General features: G+C 46.0%; 12 protein-coding genes. 4 read left to right on the top strand and 8 right to left on the bottom strand.

Annotated features, from left to right (window positions below; genetic code table 11):
* Positions 1–3: 3 nt before the first annotated feature.
* Positions 4–1,473 (bottom strand): hybrid sensor histidine kinase/response regulator, encoded by a 1,470-nt coding sequence (locus ABDK00_RS08885; protein ID WP_346238399.1) that lies wholly within the window; start codon positions 1,471–1,473, stop codon positions 4–6.
* Positions 1,474–1,653: 180 nt separating this feature from the next.
* Here ABDK00_RS08885 and ABDK00_RS08880 point away from each other — a divergent pair, with 180 nt between their 5' ends.
* Positions 1,654–4,473 carry a family 78 glycoside hydrolase catalytic domain gene (locus ABDK00_RS08880; protein ID WP_346238400.1) on the top strand — a complete coding sequence of 940 codons (2,820 nt, stop codon included), beginning with the start codon at positions 1,654–1,656 and terminating at the stop codon, positions 4,471–4,473.
* 38 nt (positions 4,474–4,511) lie between these two features.
* Here the strand turns inward: ABDK00_RS08880 and ABDK00_RS08875 are convergent, their stop codons facing one another.
* From ABDK00_RS08875 to ABDK00_RS08850, 6 genes are all read right to left on the bottom strand, one after another.
* Positions 4,512–5,333 (bottom strand): alpha/beta hydrolase, encoded by an 822-nt coding sequence (locus tag ABDK00_RS08875; RefSeq protein ID WP_346238401.1) that lies wholly within the window; start codon positions 5,331–5,333, stop codon positions 4,512–4,514.
* A 133-nt stretch (positions 5,334–5,466) separates the two neighbouring features.
* A complete protein-coding gene (locus ABDK00_RS08870; protein WP_346238402.1) occupies positions 5,467–7,317 on the bottom strand; it encodes a sulfatase in 1,851 nt (616 codons plus the stop codon).
* A 29-nt stretch (positions 7,318–7,346) separates the two neighbouring features.
* On the bottom strand, positions 7,347–8,774 hold the full coding sequence (locus tag ABDK00_RS08865) for a hypothetical protein (RefSeq protein ID WP_346238403.1): 1,428 nt from the start codon (positions 8,772–8,774) through the stop codon (positions 7,347–7,349).
* Positions 8,775–8,797: 23 nt separating this feature from the next.
* A complete protein-coding gene (locus tag ABDK00_RS08860) occupies positions 8,798–10,192 on the bottom strand; it encodes a sulfatase (protein WP_346238404.1) in 1,395 nt (464 codons plus the stop codon).
* Between the two features lie 28 nt (positions 10,193–10,220).
* On the bottom strand, positions 10,221–12,299 hold the full coding sequence (locus tag ABDK00_RS08855) for a sulfatase-like hydrolase/transferase (RefSeq protein WP_346238405.1): 2,079 nt from the start codon (positions 12,297–12,299) through the stop codon (positions 10,221–10,223).
* A 39-nt stretch (positions 12,300–12,338) separates the two neighbouring features.
* Complete coding sequence (locus ABDK00_RS08850) at positions 12,339–13,754, bottom strand: sulfatase (protein WP_346238406.1); 1,416 nt, start codon at positions 13,752–13,754, stop codon at positions 12,339–12,341.
* A gap of 183 nt (positions 13,755–13,937) precedes the next feature.
* Between ABDK00_RS08850 and ABDK00_RS08845 the strand changes: the two genes are divergently transcribed.
* From ABDK00_RS08845 to ABDK00_RS08835, 3 genes are all read left to right on the top strand, one after another.
* On the top strand, positions 13,938–14,945 hold the full coding sequence (locus ABDK00_RS08845; RefSeq protein WP_346238407.1) for a hypothetical protein: 1,008 nt from the start codon (positions 13,938–13,940) through the stop codon (positions 14,943–14,945).
* A gap of 129 nt (positions 14,946–15,074) precedes the next feature.
* Entirely contained in the window at positions 15,075–15,464 is a 390-nt protein-coding gene (locus ABDK00_RS08840) for a response regulator (RefSeq protein ID WP_346238408.1), read from the top strand.
* A gap of 143 nt (positions 15,465–15,607) precedes the next feature.
* Positions 15,608–16,513, top strand: a complete 906-nt coding sequence (locus ABDK00_RS08835; RefSeq protein WP_346238409.1) for an AraC family transcriptional regulator — start codon at positions 15,608–15,610, stop codon at positions 16,511–16,513.
* A 4-nt stretch (positions 16,514–16,517) separates the two neighbouring features.
* Here the strand turns inward: ABDK00_RS08835 and ABDK00_RS08830 are convergent, their stop codons facing one another.
* Complete coding sequence (locus tag ABDK00_RS08830; RefSeq protein WP_346238410.1) at positions 16,518–17,282, bottom strand: DeoR/GlpR family DNA-binding transcription regulator; 765 nt, start codon at positions 17,280–17,282, stop codon at positions 16,518–16,520.
* Positions 17,283–17,366: the final 84 nt, after the last annotated feature.

The following is a 17,366-nucleotide window of genomic DNA, read 5'->3' as shown; positions in this document are numbered from 1 at the left end:
TGATTAACTGATGGGCAGTGTAAAATAAAAGGTGGTTCCCTTTTCCAGGGTGCTTTCAACGCCGTAGCTTCCGTTGTGTTGCTTGATGATTTCAGCGCAGATATGCAAACCGATTCCCAAACCCTGAAAGCGGACGGACGATTCTTCGACGCGATAAAATTTAGAAAAAACACGATCTTTTTTATGTTCGGGAATACCAATCCCAAAATCCTGAACACCTATATAAATATGATCATCTTCCTGAGCCGTGTGTAAAACAATACGGTCAGAGCCTGGCGAATATTTGATCGCATTGGTGAAAAAATTGATCAATACCTGTTCAATTCGAATGGAATCGCCCATAATGGGACGGGAAAAAGGAGTTCCCTGCCGTTCTATTTTCAGGTTGGGTTGGTTGCTCGTGTGACCAATTGTTTCAATGATCCCAGAAATCAGATGCTCCAGGTCAAAAGGCTCCTTATTCATTTTGAGTTTGCCATTTTCTATTTTAGAAATATCAAGCAAATCTCCAATCAGGCTATCCAGTTTATTAACCTGATCGTGTGCCCGGCTGATATAAGTAGAGGCGGGGCTTTCGGGTTGTTTTTGTTGCACCCGGTCGAGCAGCTGAATATAGGCTTTAATGCTTGTAAGCGGTGTTTTAAGCTCGTGGCTGGCAATACTCAAAAATTCATCTTTTCGCTTTTCTTCTTGTTTTTGCTCATCAATATCGGTAAAAGTTCCCACCCAGCTTTTTATGCCCTGACTGCTTTTTACTGGCATAATACTAAGTAGATGAAACCGGAAAAGTCCTGTTTTTAGCTCCTTAATGCGTATTTCCATTTCTTCGGGGCACTGATGATTAATACAATCCATCCATACTTTTTCCATTGACATATCATCGGGATGTACTTCCGGAAAAGTATGCGGACATGGAGAGTACTGAAACCATTTTTTATTGACGAAATTTACGCGGCCCCACTCGTCGGCCCTGAACGCTATCTGCGGCAGGCTTTCCAGCGTTGTGTGAAGTTGTTCCACCTTTTCATGCAGTTCCTGCTGCGCCTTTTTTCTGGACTCAATTTCCAACTTTAAGTTGTCTTGAATTTCATTTAGAGCTAAGGTCTGCTCGTATAAACGATGAAAGGTTTTCACCTTTAACATCAGTATATCGGGGTCCACGGGCTTGGTGATATAGTCGATTCCACCGGAGGCATAGCCTTTTGCAATAAACTTTTTCTCAGTATTGACGGCCGATAAAAAGATAATAGGAACTTCTTTGGTTCGGCTATACCCCGATAGCGTTTCGGCAACCTCAAAACCGTCTATGCCAGGCATTTGCACGTCGAGGATAATCAGGGCGTAATCGGCTTTCAAAACTTTCTTAAGCGCTTCTTCCCCTGACGATGCGGTGTCGACCTCAAAATTTTTTGATTCAAGCAACTTTTTTAGCGCGTAAATATTTTCTGTTTGATCATCAACAACTAAAATCATGAATAATTTGCTTTCAATTTAGAGGGCTACCGATAGTAATTTTTCGAGCTACGGACCTGATTTAAAAAGTCCAACATCCGAAAATAAAAAAACTGTTGAATTTTTCAAAATAATGTAGGGAAAGCTGTAACATTAAATAATAATATCGGTAATTATTCAATTTTTTGAAAACTAACGATTATGTATTTTTTCTTCGCGATATGGAAAAGAGTCCGGACGATATTCTGCCTTGTTGCTTGTATGGGAGCGGCTATAGCTTGCTTTTCGACCCGCCCAGCTTACTGGAACGGCTGGCTGGTCAACGATTTACGTTGTGAATATCTCAATAATCCAACCGGCATCGACGTGCCTGATCCGCGGCTCAGCTGGCGATTACACAACCTGGATTCCGGTGGGAGCGGCAACCGGCAACAATTTTATCAGGTTTGGCTCGCCTCTTCACCTCATCAACTGGAAAACGGTGATCCCGATGTCTGGAAAACCAAATGGATCGCAAGCGATCAAACCACTCAAATCACTTATAATGGAAGGCAATTGACCTCCGACAGAACCTATTATTGGAAAGTGAGAATCAAGGATCAAAAAGGCAGAATCAGCGCCTGGAGCCGCGTCGCCACATTTTCCACCGGCTTGCTACATGCGTCGGAGTGGCGCGGAAAATGGATTGGCGACCGCCAGGAATTTGTAAATAATAACAAGGATTGTAATATCTGGGATCCCTGGTTCAAGAAAAGCTTCAAACTTGGGAAGAAGCCGGGCCGCGCCTTCATATATGTGGCTTCGGTCGGTTATCACGAATTATATATGAATGGCAAGCGGGTAGGGGACCAGGTATTGGCTCCCGCCACTTCAGATCACACAAAAAGAGCTCGCTATGTTGCCTATGATATCACACCATTTTTGCGGGAAGGCGACAATGTTGCCGCGTTCTGGCTGGGCGCCTCATGGTCCATTTTTGCGCCTTATTTTATGGATACCGCACGGCCAAAAACTCCCATTGTCTCGGCGCATGCAGCCTTTTACGAAAGAACGTATCCGCTGATTAGCGAAACTCCTTTTGAGACATTGATTACAGACGATTCCTGGCGCACCTGTCCGAGTCCAGGAAAACTCTTAGGTATTTGGGCCTTTGCAAAAATGGGCGGCGAATTGTGGGATGACCGACAGGCCAATCCTTCCTGGAACCAGTGGCCAGCCAGTGAAAAAGGATGGACACCCGCCACCGTATACCATCCTGAATTGAAACTTTCCGCCCAAATGGTGGAACCAAATACCAGGCAGCAGCAAATCTTGCCTCAAAAAATAGAACGGCAGGCCGAGGGAAGTTACCGGGTTGACTTTGGCGTCAACTTTGTCGGTTGGACCCGCTTAAAATTATATGGCCGGCCAGGCGATACGATCCATATGTCATTTTCCGAAAGGGAAAATATGGATATGACTTTTGACATGAGAAACGCTTTAATTATCGGCGAAAGCGGCAGCGGCATCTTTCAGAACCGTTTTAATTATAGCTCGGGTAGGTGGCTGACGATCCGCGGTGTCAGCCGCCCACCGCAACTCAATGATATCAGCGCTTATATGATTCGCACCGGTTATGAAAACGCGACTAGCTTTGAATGCTCGGATCCTTTGCTCAATTGGATGCATGACCGCATTCGGTGGACTTTTGAAAATCTTTCCTTAGGTGGATATGTGGTCGACTGCCCGCAGCGGGAGCGCATGGGCTACGGCGGCGATGCACATGCTACGAGCGAGACGGGTATGTATAATTATCGCCTTGGCGCGTTTTATACCAAATGGATGCAGGACTGGCGCGATGTGCAGGGAACGGAACCGATGGTCGGCGATATGAATGATGGCGCACACGCGCGTAAAGCGCTTACCAGCGGCCGCATTTTTAACAACGGCGTTTTGCCTCATACCGCGCCCACGTATTGGGGCGGCGGCGGGCCGGCATGGGGCGGTATTGTAGTAACGCTGCCCTGGTTTTTGTATCAGCACTATGGCGATCGGCGCGTCTTAGCCGAAAATTATGAATTGGTAAAGAACTGGCTTTCGTTTCTAGACACGCATACGGAAAATGACCTGCTGCAAAGATTTGGCGGTCAATGGGACTTTCTGGGCGATTGGCTTTGGCCGGGTGCCACAGCGGAAGGAATGAATAATGATAAACCTGAAACGCTGTTTTTTAATAATTGTTACCGGGTGTTCAATCTCCGCACGGCTGCTAAAATAGCTACTGTCTTGGGCAAAAGCGCTGATGCGGCCCGATGGGAGACGCAGGCGTTTCGGTCAGCGACAGCTATTCATCATCGCTTTTATAATGAAACCGATGCCACATATGCTGATCGATCCATGGGCAATCTCGCCATCGCTTTGCTATCTGAAATTGTTCCGCTTTATTTAAGAGATAAAGTGATGGCATCCCTTGAGGATGAAATATTGGTTAAGCGTAAAGGCCATATTCACGCGGGCATCACCGGCGGCGCCATGCTTTTCAAACTGCTGCGCCAGGAGAACAGGAGTGATTTGATTTACGCCATGGTTTCTCAAAAAGATTATCCGGGTTGGGGATTTATGAAAGCGAACGGAGCAACGACCATCTGGGAGATGTGGGAAAAAGATCTCCCCGGGCATTCTTTATTACACAGCTCTTATCTTTTTCCCGGTGCCTGGCTGATTGACGGGCTGGTGGGCATCCGGCCTGCAACGCCGGGTTTCCGCCAGTTTTTGCTACAGCCACCGTCGCCAGGAACTGTTGATGTAAGTTGGGCCAGGGCGAGCTTTAAAGCGCCTTCCGGCGACGTGCGCATGGGTTGGAAAAGAAATCAGCGAGGAAAATTATCCCTCGATATTTTGGTGCCCGCCAATACTTCCGCACTGTTAAAATTATCGACCGATGAAAAAATCGTGATCCCTGAATCAGTTTCTGTCCGGCAGTTAAAAACCGCAGGCCCCTTCAGGATTTATGAATTGCAATCCGGCAGCTATATTTTTTAATGGAATGAAGAGCTGAGCTCGAAACACTGTCGCAACTTTTATTTCATGTAGCCCAATTCTTTTAGAAACTGGTCGGACTGTCGCAGCGTTGCTTCGTAATATTCCTTGCCTTTCGAGAAATTAAAAAAACCATGGCCCTGGCCTTCATATAAAAACAGGTCGCAGCGGCTGCCAACACTTCGCATTCGCTCCTGGTAATCTTTTGCTGTCTGAACTGAAATCAAATGATCTTTGGTGCCAAGAAAAACAAGGGTTGGCGCAGCGCCTTTCAGTATATTATGATAGGGAGATATTTCCGCATACCGCTCTCCGATACGGTCATATCCATATTCGCCGGGCCCATTGTTAAACACCGGGTTAAATAAGATGAGCGCATTGGGGCGCGCGCTTATATTCAAATCATCTGTGGCCTCGTCGATATTTGTAAGGTCGGTAGCCGCAGCTACATGGCCGCCTGCCGAACCGCCGCCCGCGACAATGCGATTCGGGTCGACGCCCAGGTCGTGCGCATGAGCTCTTACATAACGGATGGCTGATCTTCCGTCTTTCACGGATTCAAAAGGCGAAGTGTGCTGTCTTTTATTTACCCTGTAATCAGGAGTAATGGCAATCATACCCTTTGCGGCAAAATGTATAGCCTGGTTTTTAAACTGATCGATCGTGCCGCTATTCCAGCCGCCGCCAAAAAATAAAACAATAGCCGGGTAAATTTTATCCTTTTTATAGTTATTCGGATAATAAATTTTCATTTTTAATGTCACCGTATCTATCTTTTTATAAATAAAAGAACGAGGCTTTGGCTGCGCCCAGGTGAAAAAACCTACAGCTAGTAATAAAGAAAAAAGAAGGATTTTTTTCATCCGTAAATTTTTTTATGGTTCAATAGAACTGAGCATGATTAATATCTTCGGTTATTCTTTCCGATCAGATACCGACTTAGTTGATCTGACGAGGACTCGCTGAGTGCGCATGGCTCATTTCGTGAATATTTTATTAGTCTGATACTTTTTCTGATGCGTCATAAAGTGCGCTATAAGGCAACGCGCCGCAATTAATTAAAATCGATCTGATATAAAAACGATATTTGTTTTTTGAAGATGCAGCTAATAGCTTTTGGAGATCGGCTGTGAGCGGGGCCGCTTTTGCTCCGACATTCTGAAGCGCCGCGCCGGCAAATCCCTTCCCTGATGCTAGTTGTTTCAATAAAATTTGCAGGCCCTTTTCTGTGTTATCCGTATAGACCATCGCTTCTGCCAACATTCCTTTGACTTCATCAATCACGCCGTCATTTTCGACAAGCGCGGCCGCCTTTGCCGGGATTTTATTTATAGCTCCTGCTTTCGCGAGTCCGCAAATGCCGCTCGCGCCCCAGTATTGAACAACCGGATCGGCGTCCATTAAAAAAGTTTCGAGTGTTTTTAGTTGCGCGAGGTCTTTCAGCGATGCGATTTCCGCCGCTGCTATCTGTTTGTCGATATTGATGTTTTGCTTTCTAACGACTTCATAAAGCGGGCCATCGGCCTGAAGCTTTCGACGATATTCCCTCGGCATAAAACCAAGGTCTTTTTCCTGTCGCAATGTAAGGCTCAATTGTTTTTTTAATGTCGCTAAGATGCGATTGTAGGGTTGCTGGCCAGCCAGATCAATTGTTTCAAGCGAATCTGTCTGAATATTATAAAGTTCGAAAGTGGGGGCTGTTTCCCAGAATTTTTTATGAAGCGGATCGTTTATGTTTTTCTCAATATAAGCCCGGTCCCATGCCTGTTGCGCCGGCATCTGCCATTGGTAATCCTGCCTCGTTCCGTGAGGATAAGCGCTTTGGAAGTTCCATATCAATTTAAATTTTCCGTCGGTGATCGCCCGGGAAGGGCAAAAGCTATCGCCTTGGTTAGCGCGGAAGGTGAAAAGATAGGCAGGCTCGTGGCGCGCAGCATCCTTGCCCAAGAACGGGGCGCCGCGCATAAATGCTGGGGTAGGGATGCCGGCGAAGTTAAATACAGTGGGTGCAAAATCGATAAAGGATACCAGACGGTTGTTGACCGATGGAACGGCGGTTCCGGCGAGGTGCTTCCATTTGGGAGGAAAATAAACAATCAGCGGTATTTGAGTACCGGTTTCATACACGTACGCTTTACCCCGGGGTACGGTGCCTCCATGATCGGAATAAAAGAAGATGATGGTATTATCCGCTTCGCCGCTCGCTTGCAAAGCGGCCAATTGAGCGCCCACCCATTGATCCATTAGTTGCACGGCATCCATGTTCCAGGCGATATCGTCGCGAACCTCGGGGAGGTCGGGAATATATGCTGGCACACTTACCGCCTGCGGCGACACCTGGCGCGGAGCGCGGCCTTCTGTAGTTCTTGTAGCGACGCGCGACATGTGGGTAATGCCACAGTTAAAGACCGAAAAGAAAGGCTGCTTTTTGTCCGCCCGGTTTTGATAACTCGCTTTTCGGCTCGACTCGTTCCAAACGTTTTCCGGCGTTTTTACATTATTGTAGTCCTGTTTGTTGTTGTTACTGGTGTAATAGCCAGCTTCCCTCAGATATTTAGGGAAATAAAATGTAGCTGGGAATGGCCTTTTCTCCCGATGGATATCAGTTCCCAGGCTAACCGCGTATACGCCTGAAATCAGCGTTCCGCGGGAGGGAGAACACTGCGTACTGTTGGAATGGGCGCGCGTAAACCGGATCCCTTTGCTGGCCAACGCATCAATGTTAGGTGTTTTGACGGTTTGATTTCCATAGCAACCCAAATAGGGGCTCATATCTTCGCAAACCAGCCATAAGATATTGGGCTTTTCCTGGGCGGGAAGCATAGCGCTCATTAAGAGCAACGACAAAGTGAAATAATATTTACACATATAATTTGTTATCCGGTTGATTTGTTAAAGACAGCGATCACTACTTCCGACGGGTGTACCAAAAATGTGACACGCCCGCCCACAACCGGTAAAAGTTCTTCCTTCATTTTATAATCAAACTCATCGCCGCTGATACGCCATACGGAACATTTGCGCCGACCCGATGAAGTCCCCTCCAATTGTAATGTGGCAGATAAAGCCTCCTTAACTTTACGGCCCGAAAGCACTACTGATGTTTGGCCTTCGCTGTGTGCCGCGTAAGCATGGAGCGGGCCGGTTGAACTAACGGGTACGAGGTGGCCTGTTAATTGATTGGAAAGCCGTCGAAAAACCTGGTTAAAGATGGAAGGCTGATGATCTTTATAATTAAATAAAACCGGCTTTTTGTATTCCATCCTCATGGGCCAAATGGCGCTCAGGTCAAAACCCGTATTCAGTAAGAGCCCCATCATTTCCGTGAGGTGCATAAAAGACTGCGGCGTTTTCGTGGTTACATTGAATTCAGACATGTTAAAAACATAATCCTTCGCCGGGTGGGCATTCTTCCATAAGCGCTGAAGTTGGTTTAACTTCTCAGCTACTAGGTCTAGCTGGGCGGGCGCAAAATACCAATGAACAATGATCATATCGATTTTATCGCCGCATTTCGCCGCAACCGTCGGCCACCATTTTTGAGCGCCGCTGGTGATGGGTAAAGTAGTTTCCTTTTTTGTAAATGTCTCATATTGCTTATGATCGGCCCTGCTATTAATATTTCTGCGCAACGCCAATACCTCCGACAGTGACGATGGGCGAATGCGTTCTTTGGTTCCTACAAAATCTATATCCCAATGCCCGTTTACGCCGAGTATGATTTCAGGATCGACGTTTTTAAGCGAATCGGCATAAATGTTCACGAGGTCTGCATATTCCGATGCAGACAACACGGGATGCCAATACGTTTCATTCCCAATCTCCCAATATTTAACCTGGTAGTGCTGGCGCTTGCAATAACGAAGCCATTCGGCAGCCTCATGAGCGCCACCTTTCACGTCATTCTTTATCGCCCAGCTTTCGGTGTTAAGCACACACATAGGTTCTGCCCGGCTTTGCCGGCATAATGCTATGAATTCGTCAAAATCCGTTTCTGCCGCTCCGCTTTGAAATGGAAACATGTTAATATTATCAAGCGTGCCGCTCCGCCAATGAAAATTATCTGCTACTGTGCCGCCGGGATAGCGCAGCAGGCGCAAACCCGCATCCTTAATGCCTTGCCTCAAGCCACCGTCCGACAACGAAGCGTCATCGTCGATCCAATAAAGTAGGTTCGTTCCCCAAAAATCCGGACGGATCGCATGTATTTTTTCGTCGGCTTTTATAACAATCGTTTGCGTTGTTTGAGCAAAAAGCATTGCCGCCTGGAAAGAGAGCGCCATGTAGAAAAGGACGATTCGCATAGCTAAAGGTTGAGGTGGCGGGCCTAAGGGGCCGCCGATTTGTATTGAGGGTTTTTGGTGTCAGGCATGCTCGCACCGGTGTTTTTCATAATACTCATTAATTCTTTCAAAAGCTCATCTCTTTTTTCTTTATGGATGGATGCCAGGTTTTTAGTTTCGCTTAAATCATCCTTCAGATTATATAATTCCACGCTTTTGTTGTTTTCGATTTTGGCTAATCCTCCGTCGAGCACCCACTCTTCATGATAGAGTAGCAGTTTCCAATCTCCTTTTCGAACGGTGGAAACAGGCCTGCTTCGGAAAACATTATCGCGGGATCCGGGATTAGGGTTGTCGAGGTAGCCCGGAAAATGCCAGAATATCGCCTGGTCACCTTTTAGGTCAGGCTGATTAAAAAAAGGTAGGAGGCTTTTACCATCGAGCGTTTTGGTGTTCGGAATCTTTGTGCCGGAAACTTCCATGAAAGTAGGAAACATATCTGCGTTGATGATCGGCGTTTCCTGCTTTGTACCAGCTTTGATATGTTTGGGCCATTTTGCAATCAAGGGAACCCTAATACCGCCCTCGTAATACATACCCTTAAATCCCCGCAGCGGATCCTGAGGCGATTGGGGAAGGCCGCCATTATCAGATGTAAAAATCACCAGCGTGTTATCTTCCAAACCCAATTCTTTTATCTTTCTTAAAAGCTGGCCAATGCCGTCATCCATTTGCGCATTCATACCCGCAAAGCGTTTGTTTTTCTGCAACTGTCCTGCTCTGTTATCAAAGAGATCCTGCATATCCTTCCGCACCTGGATGGGCATATGGGTTGCATGATGAGAGACGTAGAGGAAGAAGGGGCGATCTTTATTTTGCTCCATAAACGCACAAGCGCCGTTGGTGATGCGGTAGATGCCTTTGGGGTCGTTAGTCTCCCTAAAATATTTTTCTGAAGGAGGATTGAAAGAGCTATCCACGTCAAATCCCTGGTCCCGCGGAAATGTACCAGCACGGCTACCCAAATGCCATTTTCCGAAAATAGCCGTTTTGTAACCACCGTCATGCAGGGCCTCGGCTATGGTGTAAACCGAAGGCGCCAATTCATTCGAATTGGGAATGGGTTCAAGCCGCATTTGGTCCACCGGGCCGCGTTTGGTGTTGTACACCGCATAAACACCATGGCGCGGCGTATATTGGCCCGATATAAGACAGGCCCGGCTGGGCGCGCAATTTCCAGCGCCGGCGTAGGCATTGGTAAACACCATGCCTTCTTTGGCCAGTTGGTCGAGATGAGGTGTTAAATAAAAATCGCTACCCATAAAGGCGGCATCTTTCCAACCCATGTCGTCGGCCATTATATAAACGATATTTGGCTTTTGCTGGGCGTGAGCAACGCTGATGCTTAGTAAAAAAATAAGGGAAAAGATTTTATTCATATTGTGATTTTTGAGGTCTTTTTTTTAATTAGTTGATATAAACATGGGATGCTACCGGCGAGAAAGCCCCACCGTTAAAACTCCATTGCAGTTTTATATCTTTTGCAGCGCCGCTTTTTGCCGCCAGGCTGTAAAGCTCAAAGGGATGGTAGCCTTTTGCCAATTGAAGTGTTACCGTTTTTTCTGATAAGGAAGGTGTGCCGTAGTCGGCATCAATCGCTTTAATGTCGTGCACTTTAAAAAAGCTTTTATTGCCGGAAGCCAAACTGAACGTGTAAGCGCCAGCTTTTTCCACATAGATAAAACCATGAAATTTCGCAAGCGGCTGCCCAACTTTGCTGAGATCAAAGGCCGCAGCCATCCCACGATAAACCGGTTTCAGACCCTCGGTGTGGGGGATCCAGGGCGTTTGGCATTTATATCCGGTCACGGCCATTCCTTTGCGTAGTTTCATTCGCGGACTGGCGGCCGGGATGAGCTGATGATCATAAGGCCTGGGTGCAGTGCTATCCGCCATCCTTATTTGCAACACCCGTTCTTTCAAAGCAGCTTGCAAAGCAATACTGGCGGCAGCGATATTTTTTGCTTGTTGCGGATCCGTTTTGATGTGATATATTTCAAAGTCATCCTGAAAGGATTGAATATCGTAGCGAACCGCTACCGTATCTCCCATGCGAATCATTTGCATTTGCTGTCTTCTTTTAGCGCGATGCTCCGGGGCGAACTCAGGATAATCGGGTGACTTCCCGGGAAAGAAATATTCTGCGTAAACCAGGCTTTTTTCCTGCTTACCTTTGCCGGTCAAAGCAGGTAGCAGCGACACGCCGTCACATCTAACGGGAGCGGCCGATCCTGCAGCGTTTACAAAGGTTGGCAGCCAATCGTAAGAAATGCTGGGGCTTGTAACAATGGTGCCGGGAGGGATAGTTCCGGGCCAACGAGCAATCGTAGCAGTGCGAAGGCCGCCATCATAACAATCTCTTTTGATGCCATCGAACGGACCAAAATTATTAAAGAAGTCCGCTTCGTAAGAAACATATTCCTTAGGAAGATAAGATTCCTGCGAAGGGCCATTATCAGAAGAAAAAACAACCAGCGTATTTTGATCGATCTTCAGGTCTTTTAATAATTGCAGCAGATCACCAACCTGGTCATCGATGCGATGCGTTACAGATGCATAGCGTTTGTAGGTGTCTGGCCATGCTATTTCGGCGGTCGCCGGATTTTTGTCGTGATCGTAAGTCGCGTTTTTATATTCAGGATAAACATAAGAATCGATATCTCCGGAGGCCGTATTGATCATGTGGCCACTTTTGCCCAACCATTGCAAACCGCCATTCAAACCGCCACCTTCCGGGTATTTTTGTGTGGGTAGCTCCAAAACTGCATGGGGCGTGTCATAGGCGAGGTACATGAAAAAGGGCTTTTTGCTTTCCTTACCTTTTTGATGGTCAATAATGTATTTTTTTGCTACCGCTGTAAACAGGTCTCCTGTATAACATTTATCTAACTGATCGCTTACTTCCGAATAATTTTCCCAAACTTTTTTAGGCTTTCGATACAAACCTTCTTTGGGGTAATGCTCATGCCCGTCGCCATGAGCGATGTATCCATAATAGTAATCAAAGCCGCGCTTTAGCGGGTGCGCCGGCCAATTGGGCGCTTTTGACTTTCCCTGCAAACCCCACTTGCCGATAGCCGCCGTACTATAACCCGATAATTGCATCACATTCCCAAGCGTATAATTGTCTTCAAGCGCTTTGTCAAATTGATTGTCGCGAACATTGGCATGGCCCTGGCTCAAGCCGGTCAACAGCGATGCCCTTGAAGGTGCGCAAACAGGCGCGGCACAATAATGCTCTGTTAACATAGCACCCTGATACGCCATCTGATCTAATTGAGGCGTCAGCAACCAGGGCTCACTTTTATCGCCGTTTTGTTTTCTCTGATTCTGGAAAAAAGCGCCTAGATCGCCATAGCCCAGGTCATCCACCAAAATAAAAATGATATTAGGCTGCTTTGTTTGTTGCGCGAATAAAGCAGGCGCGGTTAGCAGCAACGTCGCGGCTAAGGCGAATTTAAAAAATATGGCTTTTGTTTTACTCATAATATAATTTAAGATGCTGCAATTTATGCCGATTCCCTTTTACTGCTGCGGCTTTTGTTGCTCCTGTCGATAAGCAGGATTGGGTAACGGGAATTGCGCATTTGTTTGCCTGAGCCATTGCTGCAAGGCAGCAAATAACTGATCGGTTTTTTCTTTGTTATCAGCGCTGATATCGTTTTGCTCGCCAACGTCGCGCGACAAGTGATACAATTCTTTCTTCCCGGTTTCATAAAAATAAATCAACTTAAAGTCGCCCTGCCTGATGGCGCTGTAGGGCGTAGCACCCTGGCTGTGATAGTGCGGATAATGCCAATATAAATTTCTCGGTTCGATCGCCCGCTTTTTTAATAAAAAGGGCGTGAGGTCCATCCCGTCATTTTGTGGCCATTTCGATTTATCGATATGAGCCAGCGATGCAATAGAGGGGAAGATATCCATACTGATGATAGGCACCTCGGCCTGGCCGGGTTGAATATGGTCTTTCCAAAAGAAAATAGCCGGAACGCGCGTCCCGCCCTCATAGGCTGTTCCTTTGCCTTCTCTTAACGGATAATTAGAAGTGACCTGTTTATCGCGCTGCCGGCGATTGCCGATGAGACCGCCGTTGTCACTGGTGAAAATCACAATGGTTTGCCCGGTCAATTGAAGTTTGTCCAAACGCGCCATCATCTTCCCGATATTTCGATCCATATTTTTGATCAGGCCTGCATAAACGGGATTTTGGTGATGCTTTTCTGGATTTTGCTTTTTTTGAAAATAATCCAGGTCTTCCTGTTTCGCGTTCAGCGGCGTATGAACTGCATAAAAAGGTAAATACACAAAAAATGGCTTTTCTTTATTAGCAGCGATAAATGCTAAAGCTTCATCCGTCAGGCGGTCGGTAAGTTGTTCGCCGTCGTCTCCGTCTTTAAGGCGGGGATTTTTGTAAGGCGAAAAATAACTGGTTGGTGAGCCTTTAAAATAACCGGCAATATTAATATCAAAGCCCTGATTTTCGGGATAATATTTTTCTTCATGGCCCAGGTGCCATTTTCCTACGGATGCTGTTGCGTACCCTTTTGACTTTAAGAGCTCAGCAATCGTAGTTTCTTCAAGCGGCAGGTGCATCGTCCAATCGGGCGGCAACAGCGGAGCATCCGGCCGTTGGTATCCTTTAATCCAATCAGTGATATGCGTTCTTGCGGGATATTTTCCGGTCATAAGCGCAGCGCGGGTCGGCGAACAAACCGTGCACGCCGCATAGGCCTGATTAAATTTCAATCCGTTGGCGGCAAGCTGGTCGAGATGCGGCGTTTCGTAAAAATCGCTGCCATAGCAGGAAAGGTCTGTCCAGCCAAGATCATCCGCGACAATCAAAATGATATTGGGCTGCTGCGCGCCGACAAACGCGGGCGTAGCCAACAGGAAAAGTAGCAGCGGCTGAAGCGGCAACCATTTTTTTATTTTTTTGATCAAAATAGCAAAGCGTTTAGATGGCAATTTTTATTTTTTGATGGCTTAGACTTCAGAAAAACCGAATCGTTTATTGACGTCGATAAAAATAAGCAGGTTTGTTAACAAATGGGGTATAGATGCCGCGCCCAATTTCTTGGGCCGCATCGCTTTTTTCATCAATTTTGATCTTACTAAAAATTATTCATGAGCAGGTCTATTACCTTGTTTTTATTATTGTTAATCACTTTGTCAACGCAGGCGGCGTGCCACCATCAAAGCGATACATCCGGTTCCTCTGTACTGGATTATGTCGATGCCTATTACACAGCGGAAAAAGCCGGAACCGATAGCGAAGGTCGGGTTACTTTTCTGAAAGCCGTAAAAGGAAAAGATATGCCCTATGTCGGATTGCCCAAGCCCACGTTGATGAAGCCCTATCTGGCGCATGGCGAAGTTGTTTTCACCAATCAGCCCAATGCCAATTACAAATTGCTGGTGCGCGACAATCAAAATCCTTTTCCGCTGCCCGAAGAGCAAACCATCGTTTTCCGAAAGATGCCTGGAACCGATTGGGAAGCTATCATATCTGGCTGGGGCAACTATTACCTCGGTTTTGGCGCTGTGGGCGATATCAGGGCCATGCGTTCAGATGCGTATATCAAACAGAAAGTTCCGCTGCATTATTTTGAGCTGGCGTTTTTGCATGTTCGCTTTGAAGATGCAGGAGGAGGCGCGGGCAGGGCTAAGATATGGCTCAATGGAAAATATTATGGCGAGGCGGCTAGTGTAGACCGCAGCTGGAGTCGACGCCTGGGTTATGGCGTGGGCATTGAAACCAACTCGACCGATTTCAACTGGCTGGCGTCCATGTTTATAGAACGCGGCCTTACTGAAAAAGAGCGCGAGGCCTATTTCCAGGCAATCAAAAAGAAATATAAAATCGGATCCAGGCCCGATCTTCCTTATGCAAGTCAAATTACGCTTGTGGATAAAGCCGGTAAGCTGGCCGTGAGCTATAAGTACAACGGCAAGCTGGCTGAGGACAAGGCTAAAATCCAATATCAATGGTGGAAGCTTGCGCCGGATCTGGGCAACCAGCAGCTCATCAGCACAGCTGCCAGCATTCCAAAACAAGAGGGCGTAAAAGCTTGCGTCAAGGTCACCGATATCAAAGGAAATAGCTGGATGTTCGTATCGGGGAATTACAACTAAATAAGTGGCCTTCCTAATTATATTTTTCGGGACCGTAAAAAAGGATAATTGAGGATTTTTTGCCATCCGGCGCAGGCGTTGTCCCTTCCATTTGTGCTTTAATTGTTAACTTTACTTTTTTAAAGAGCTATGAGCGAAGAAAATATAGATGTTGCCATTTTTGATGATGATGAAGATATTTTATCTATTTGTAAATACGTTTTGCAGGAGCATGGGTGGAAGATCAGCACGTTCACCAATTGCAGCGATGTTACAAGCAAAGTACGAGAATGCGCTCCAGGCGTAATTTTCATGGATAACTGGATCCCTCCGAAAGGGGGTATTGTCGCCACTCAGGAGCTTAAGCAGGAGCAAGATCTTAAAAACATTCCGGTGGTGTATTTTTCGGCTAACAGCGAAATTTCAAAACTTGCTTCCAATGCCGGCGCCGAATATTTTTTAGCCAAACCGTTCGATCTCGACGACCTTGTCACTACCATTCAAAAAGCTCTTGCCGGAAGCAAAGCCAGCGAAAATTAAAAGCGTACTTACTTATGTTGTTTTAAAATCGCCTGTTGTGTTACGAAAAAATTTAAATTAGATTTGAAGGCCGGAAATGATACGAACGAAATCAATCCGCTGATGACGAAGTTTTTTGTTTCACCTTTATGTCATGATGAAATATGGATGAAGTAAAACAAGGATCTCATAAAAATATCTGGTATGGAATAGGCAGGCAGCGGATAGAGATTCCGCGTCCTGTGCTGAAGTCAGTCATACAGAGTAATGCCCTACTCAACCATTTATATATTGCGAGTCTGGGCTTCTATCCCAAAGCAAAGGGACATCTTACCCGCCGCAGGCATGGCTTGCATGAAAATTTTCTTTTTTATTGCGTGGATGGATACGGGTGGTATGAGATTGACGGGGAAAAGCATGAAGTGGGCCCCAACGAATTTTTTATACTGCCGCAAAATATAGAACATGCATACGCTTCAGCCGATCATGATCCATGGAGCATTTACTGGATTCATTTTGGCGGCAACAGCCTGCCTGACTTAAATAATCTTCACACCGTTAAAGAGCATTTTAAGCCAAAGCATGTTAAAGACAATGGCGAATTGGTGGCGTTATTTACAAAGATGTACAAAACGCTGGAGTTGGGTTATAGCCTGGATAACCTGTTCTTCGCCAATCTTTGCCTGTCGCAGTTTTTATCCGTTTTTATTTATAACTCGCGCCATTACCCTGCGTCTCAAACTACCAAGAATGATTGTGTTGACAATGCCATTCTTTACATGCAGGAGCATATTACCGATATGCTGACGCTTCGGGATATCAGCAATTATTCTAATTATTCGATCTCACGTTTTTCCAATTTATTTAAGCAAAAAACAGGGTATGCGCCTATGGATTATTTCATGCAAATGAAAATCCAGCAGGCCTGCCAGCAATTGGATTTTACGGATAAGTCGATCAAAGAAATAGCGCTCACGCTGGGTTTCGACGATCCCTATTATTTTTCAAAAAGATTTAAACAGGTAACAGGTATGCCGCCGGTTAAATACCGGTCGGTGAATAAGGATTAGCACGCTATACCACTGTTACTTCAACGCCCATCGCTTCGATGGCAGCCACTGTTCTTTCAGAAATATTGCTGTCTGTTATAATTTGCTCGATATCATCGAGCGGACAAATTTTTCCAAAACCCAGTTTGCCAAATTTACTTGAATCGGCGAGGATAATCGTTTTTTGAGCCGCGCTGATCATTTTTTTGTTGAGCAATGCTTCCATCATGTTTGAAGTGGTAAGTCCGAAATTCACATCGATCCCATCGACGCCCAAAAAAAGTTTACTGCACGAAAAATCCTGCAAGACGGTTTCTGCATAAACGCCTGTGACAGATGCTGAGGTCTTCCGCATCAACCCGCCCAATTGAATCACTTCCACGCCCTGGTGATGGATCAGCTCGAGCGCTACGTTCAATGCGGAAGTGACAACGGTCAATCCCTCATTAGCGGTGATATTTCTTGCAAAAAACTGAACAGTAGTGCCCGATGCGATTAAAATACAATCATTCGGCTCAACAAGGCTGGCCGCATATTCGCCGATTCGCTGCTTTTCAATGGCCTGCAAAGTCACTTTCTCATCCACGTGCCGATCGGCTATATACGGGTTACTGATCGTTGCGCCACCATGAGTTCGAAAGAGCAATTTTTTATCTTCAAGAAACTGAAGATCCTTTCGGATGGTAACCGAAGAAACATTCAAATCCTGGCAAAGATCGGTGACCTTTATGTTCCCTTCTTTTTTAATCAGTTCAATAATATGCTGATGGCGCTCAATTAAATTGCTCATGAATACTTGACTATATGATAATATCAAAAATAGACAAATGCAAATACTTTTGTGATCTTTTAAAGAATCGTTATAAATTTAAAC

Source organism: Niabella insulisoli, assembly GCF_039652435.2.
Taxonomy (GTDB): domain Bacteria; phylum Bacteroidota; class Bacteroidia; order Chitinophagales; family Chitinophagaceae; genus Niabella; species Niabella insulamsoli.
This window is presented reverse-complemented; position numbering and strand designations above follow the sequence as displayed.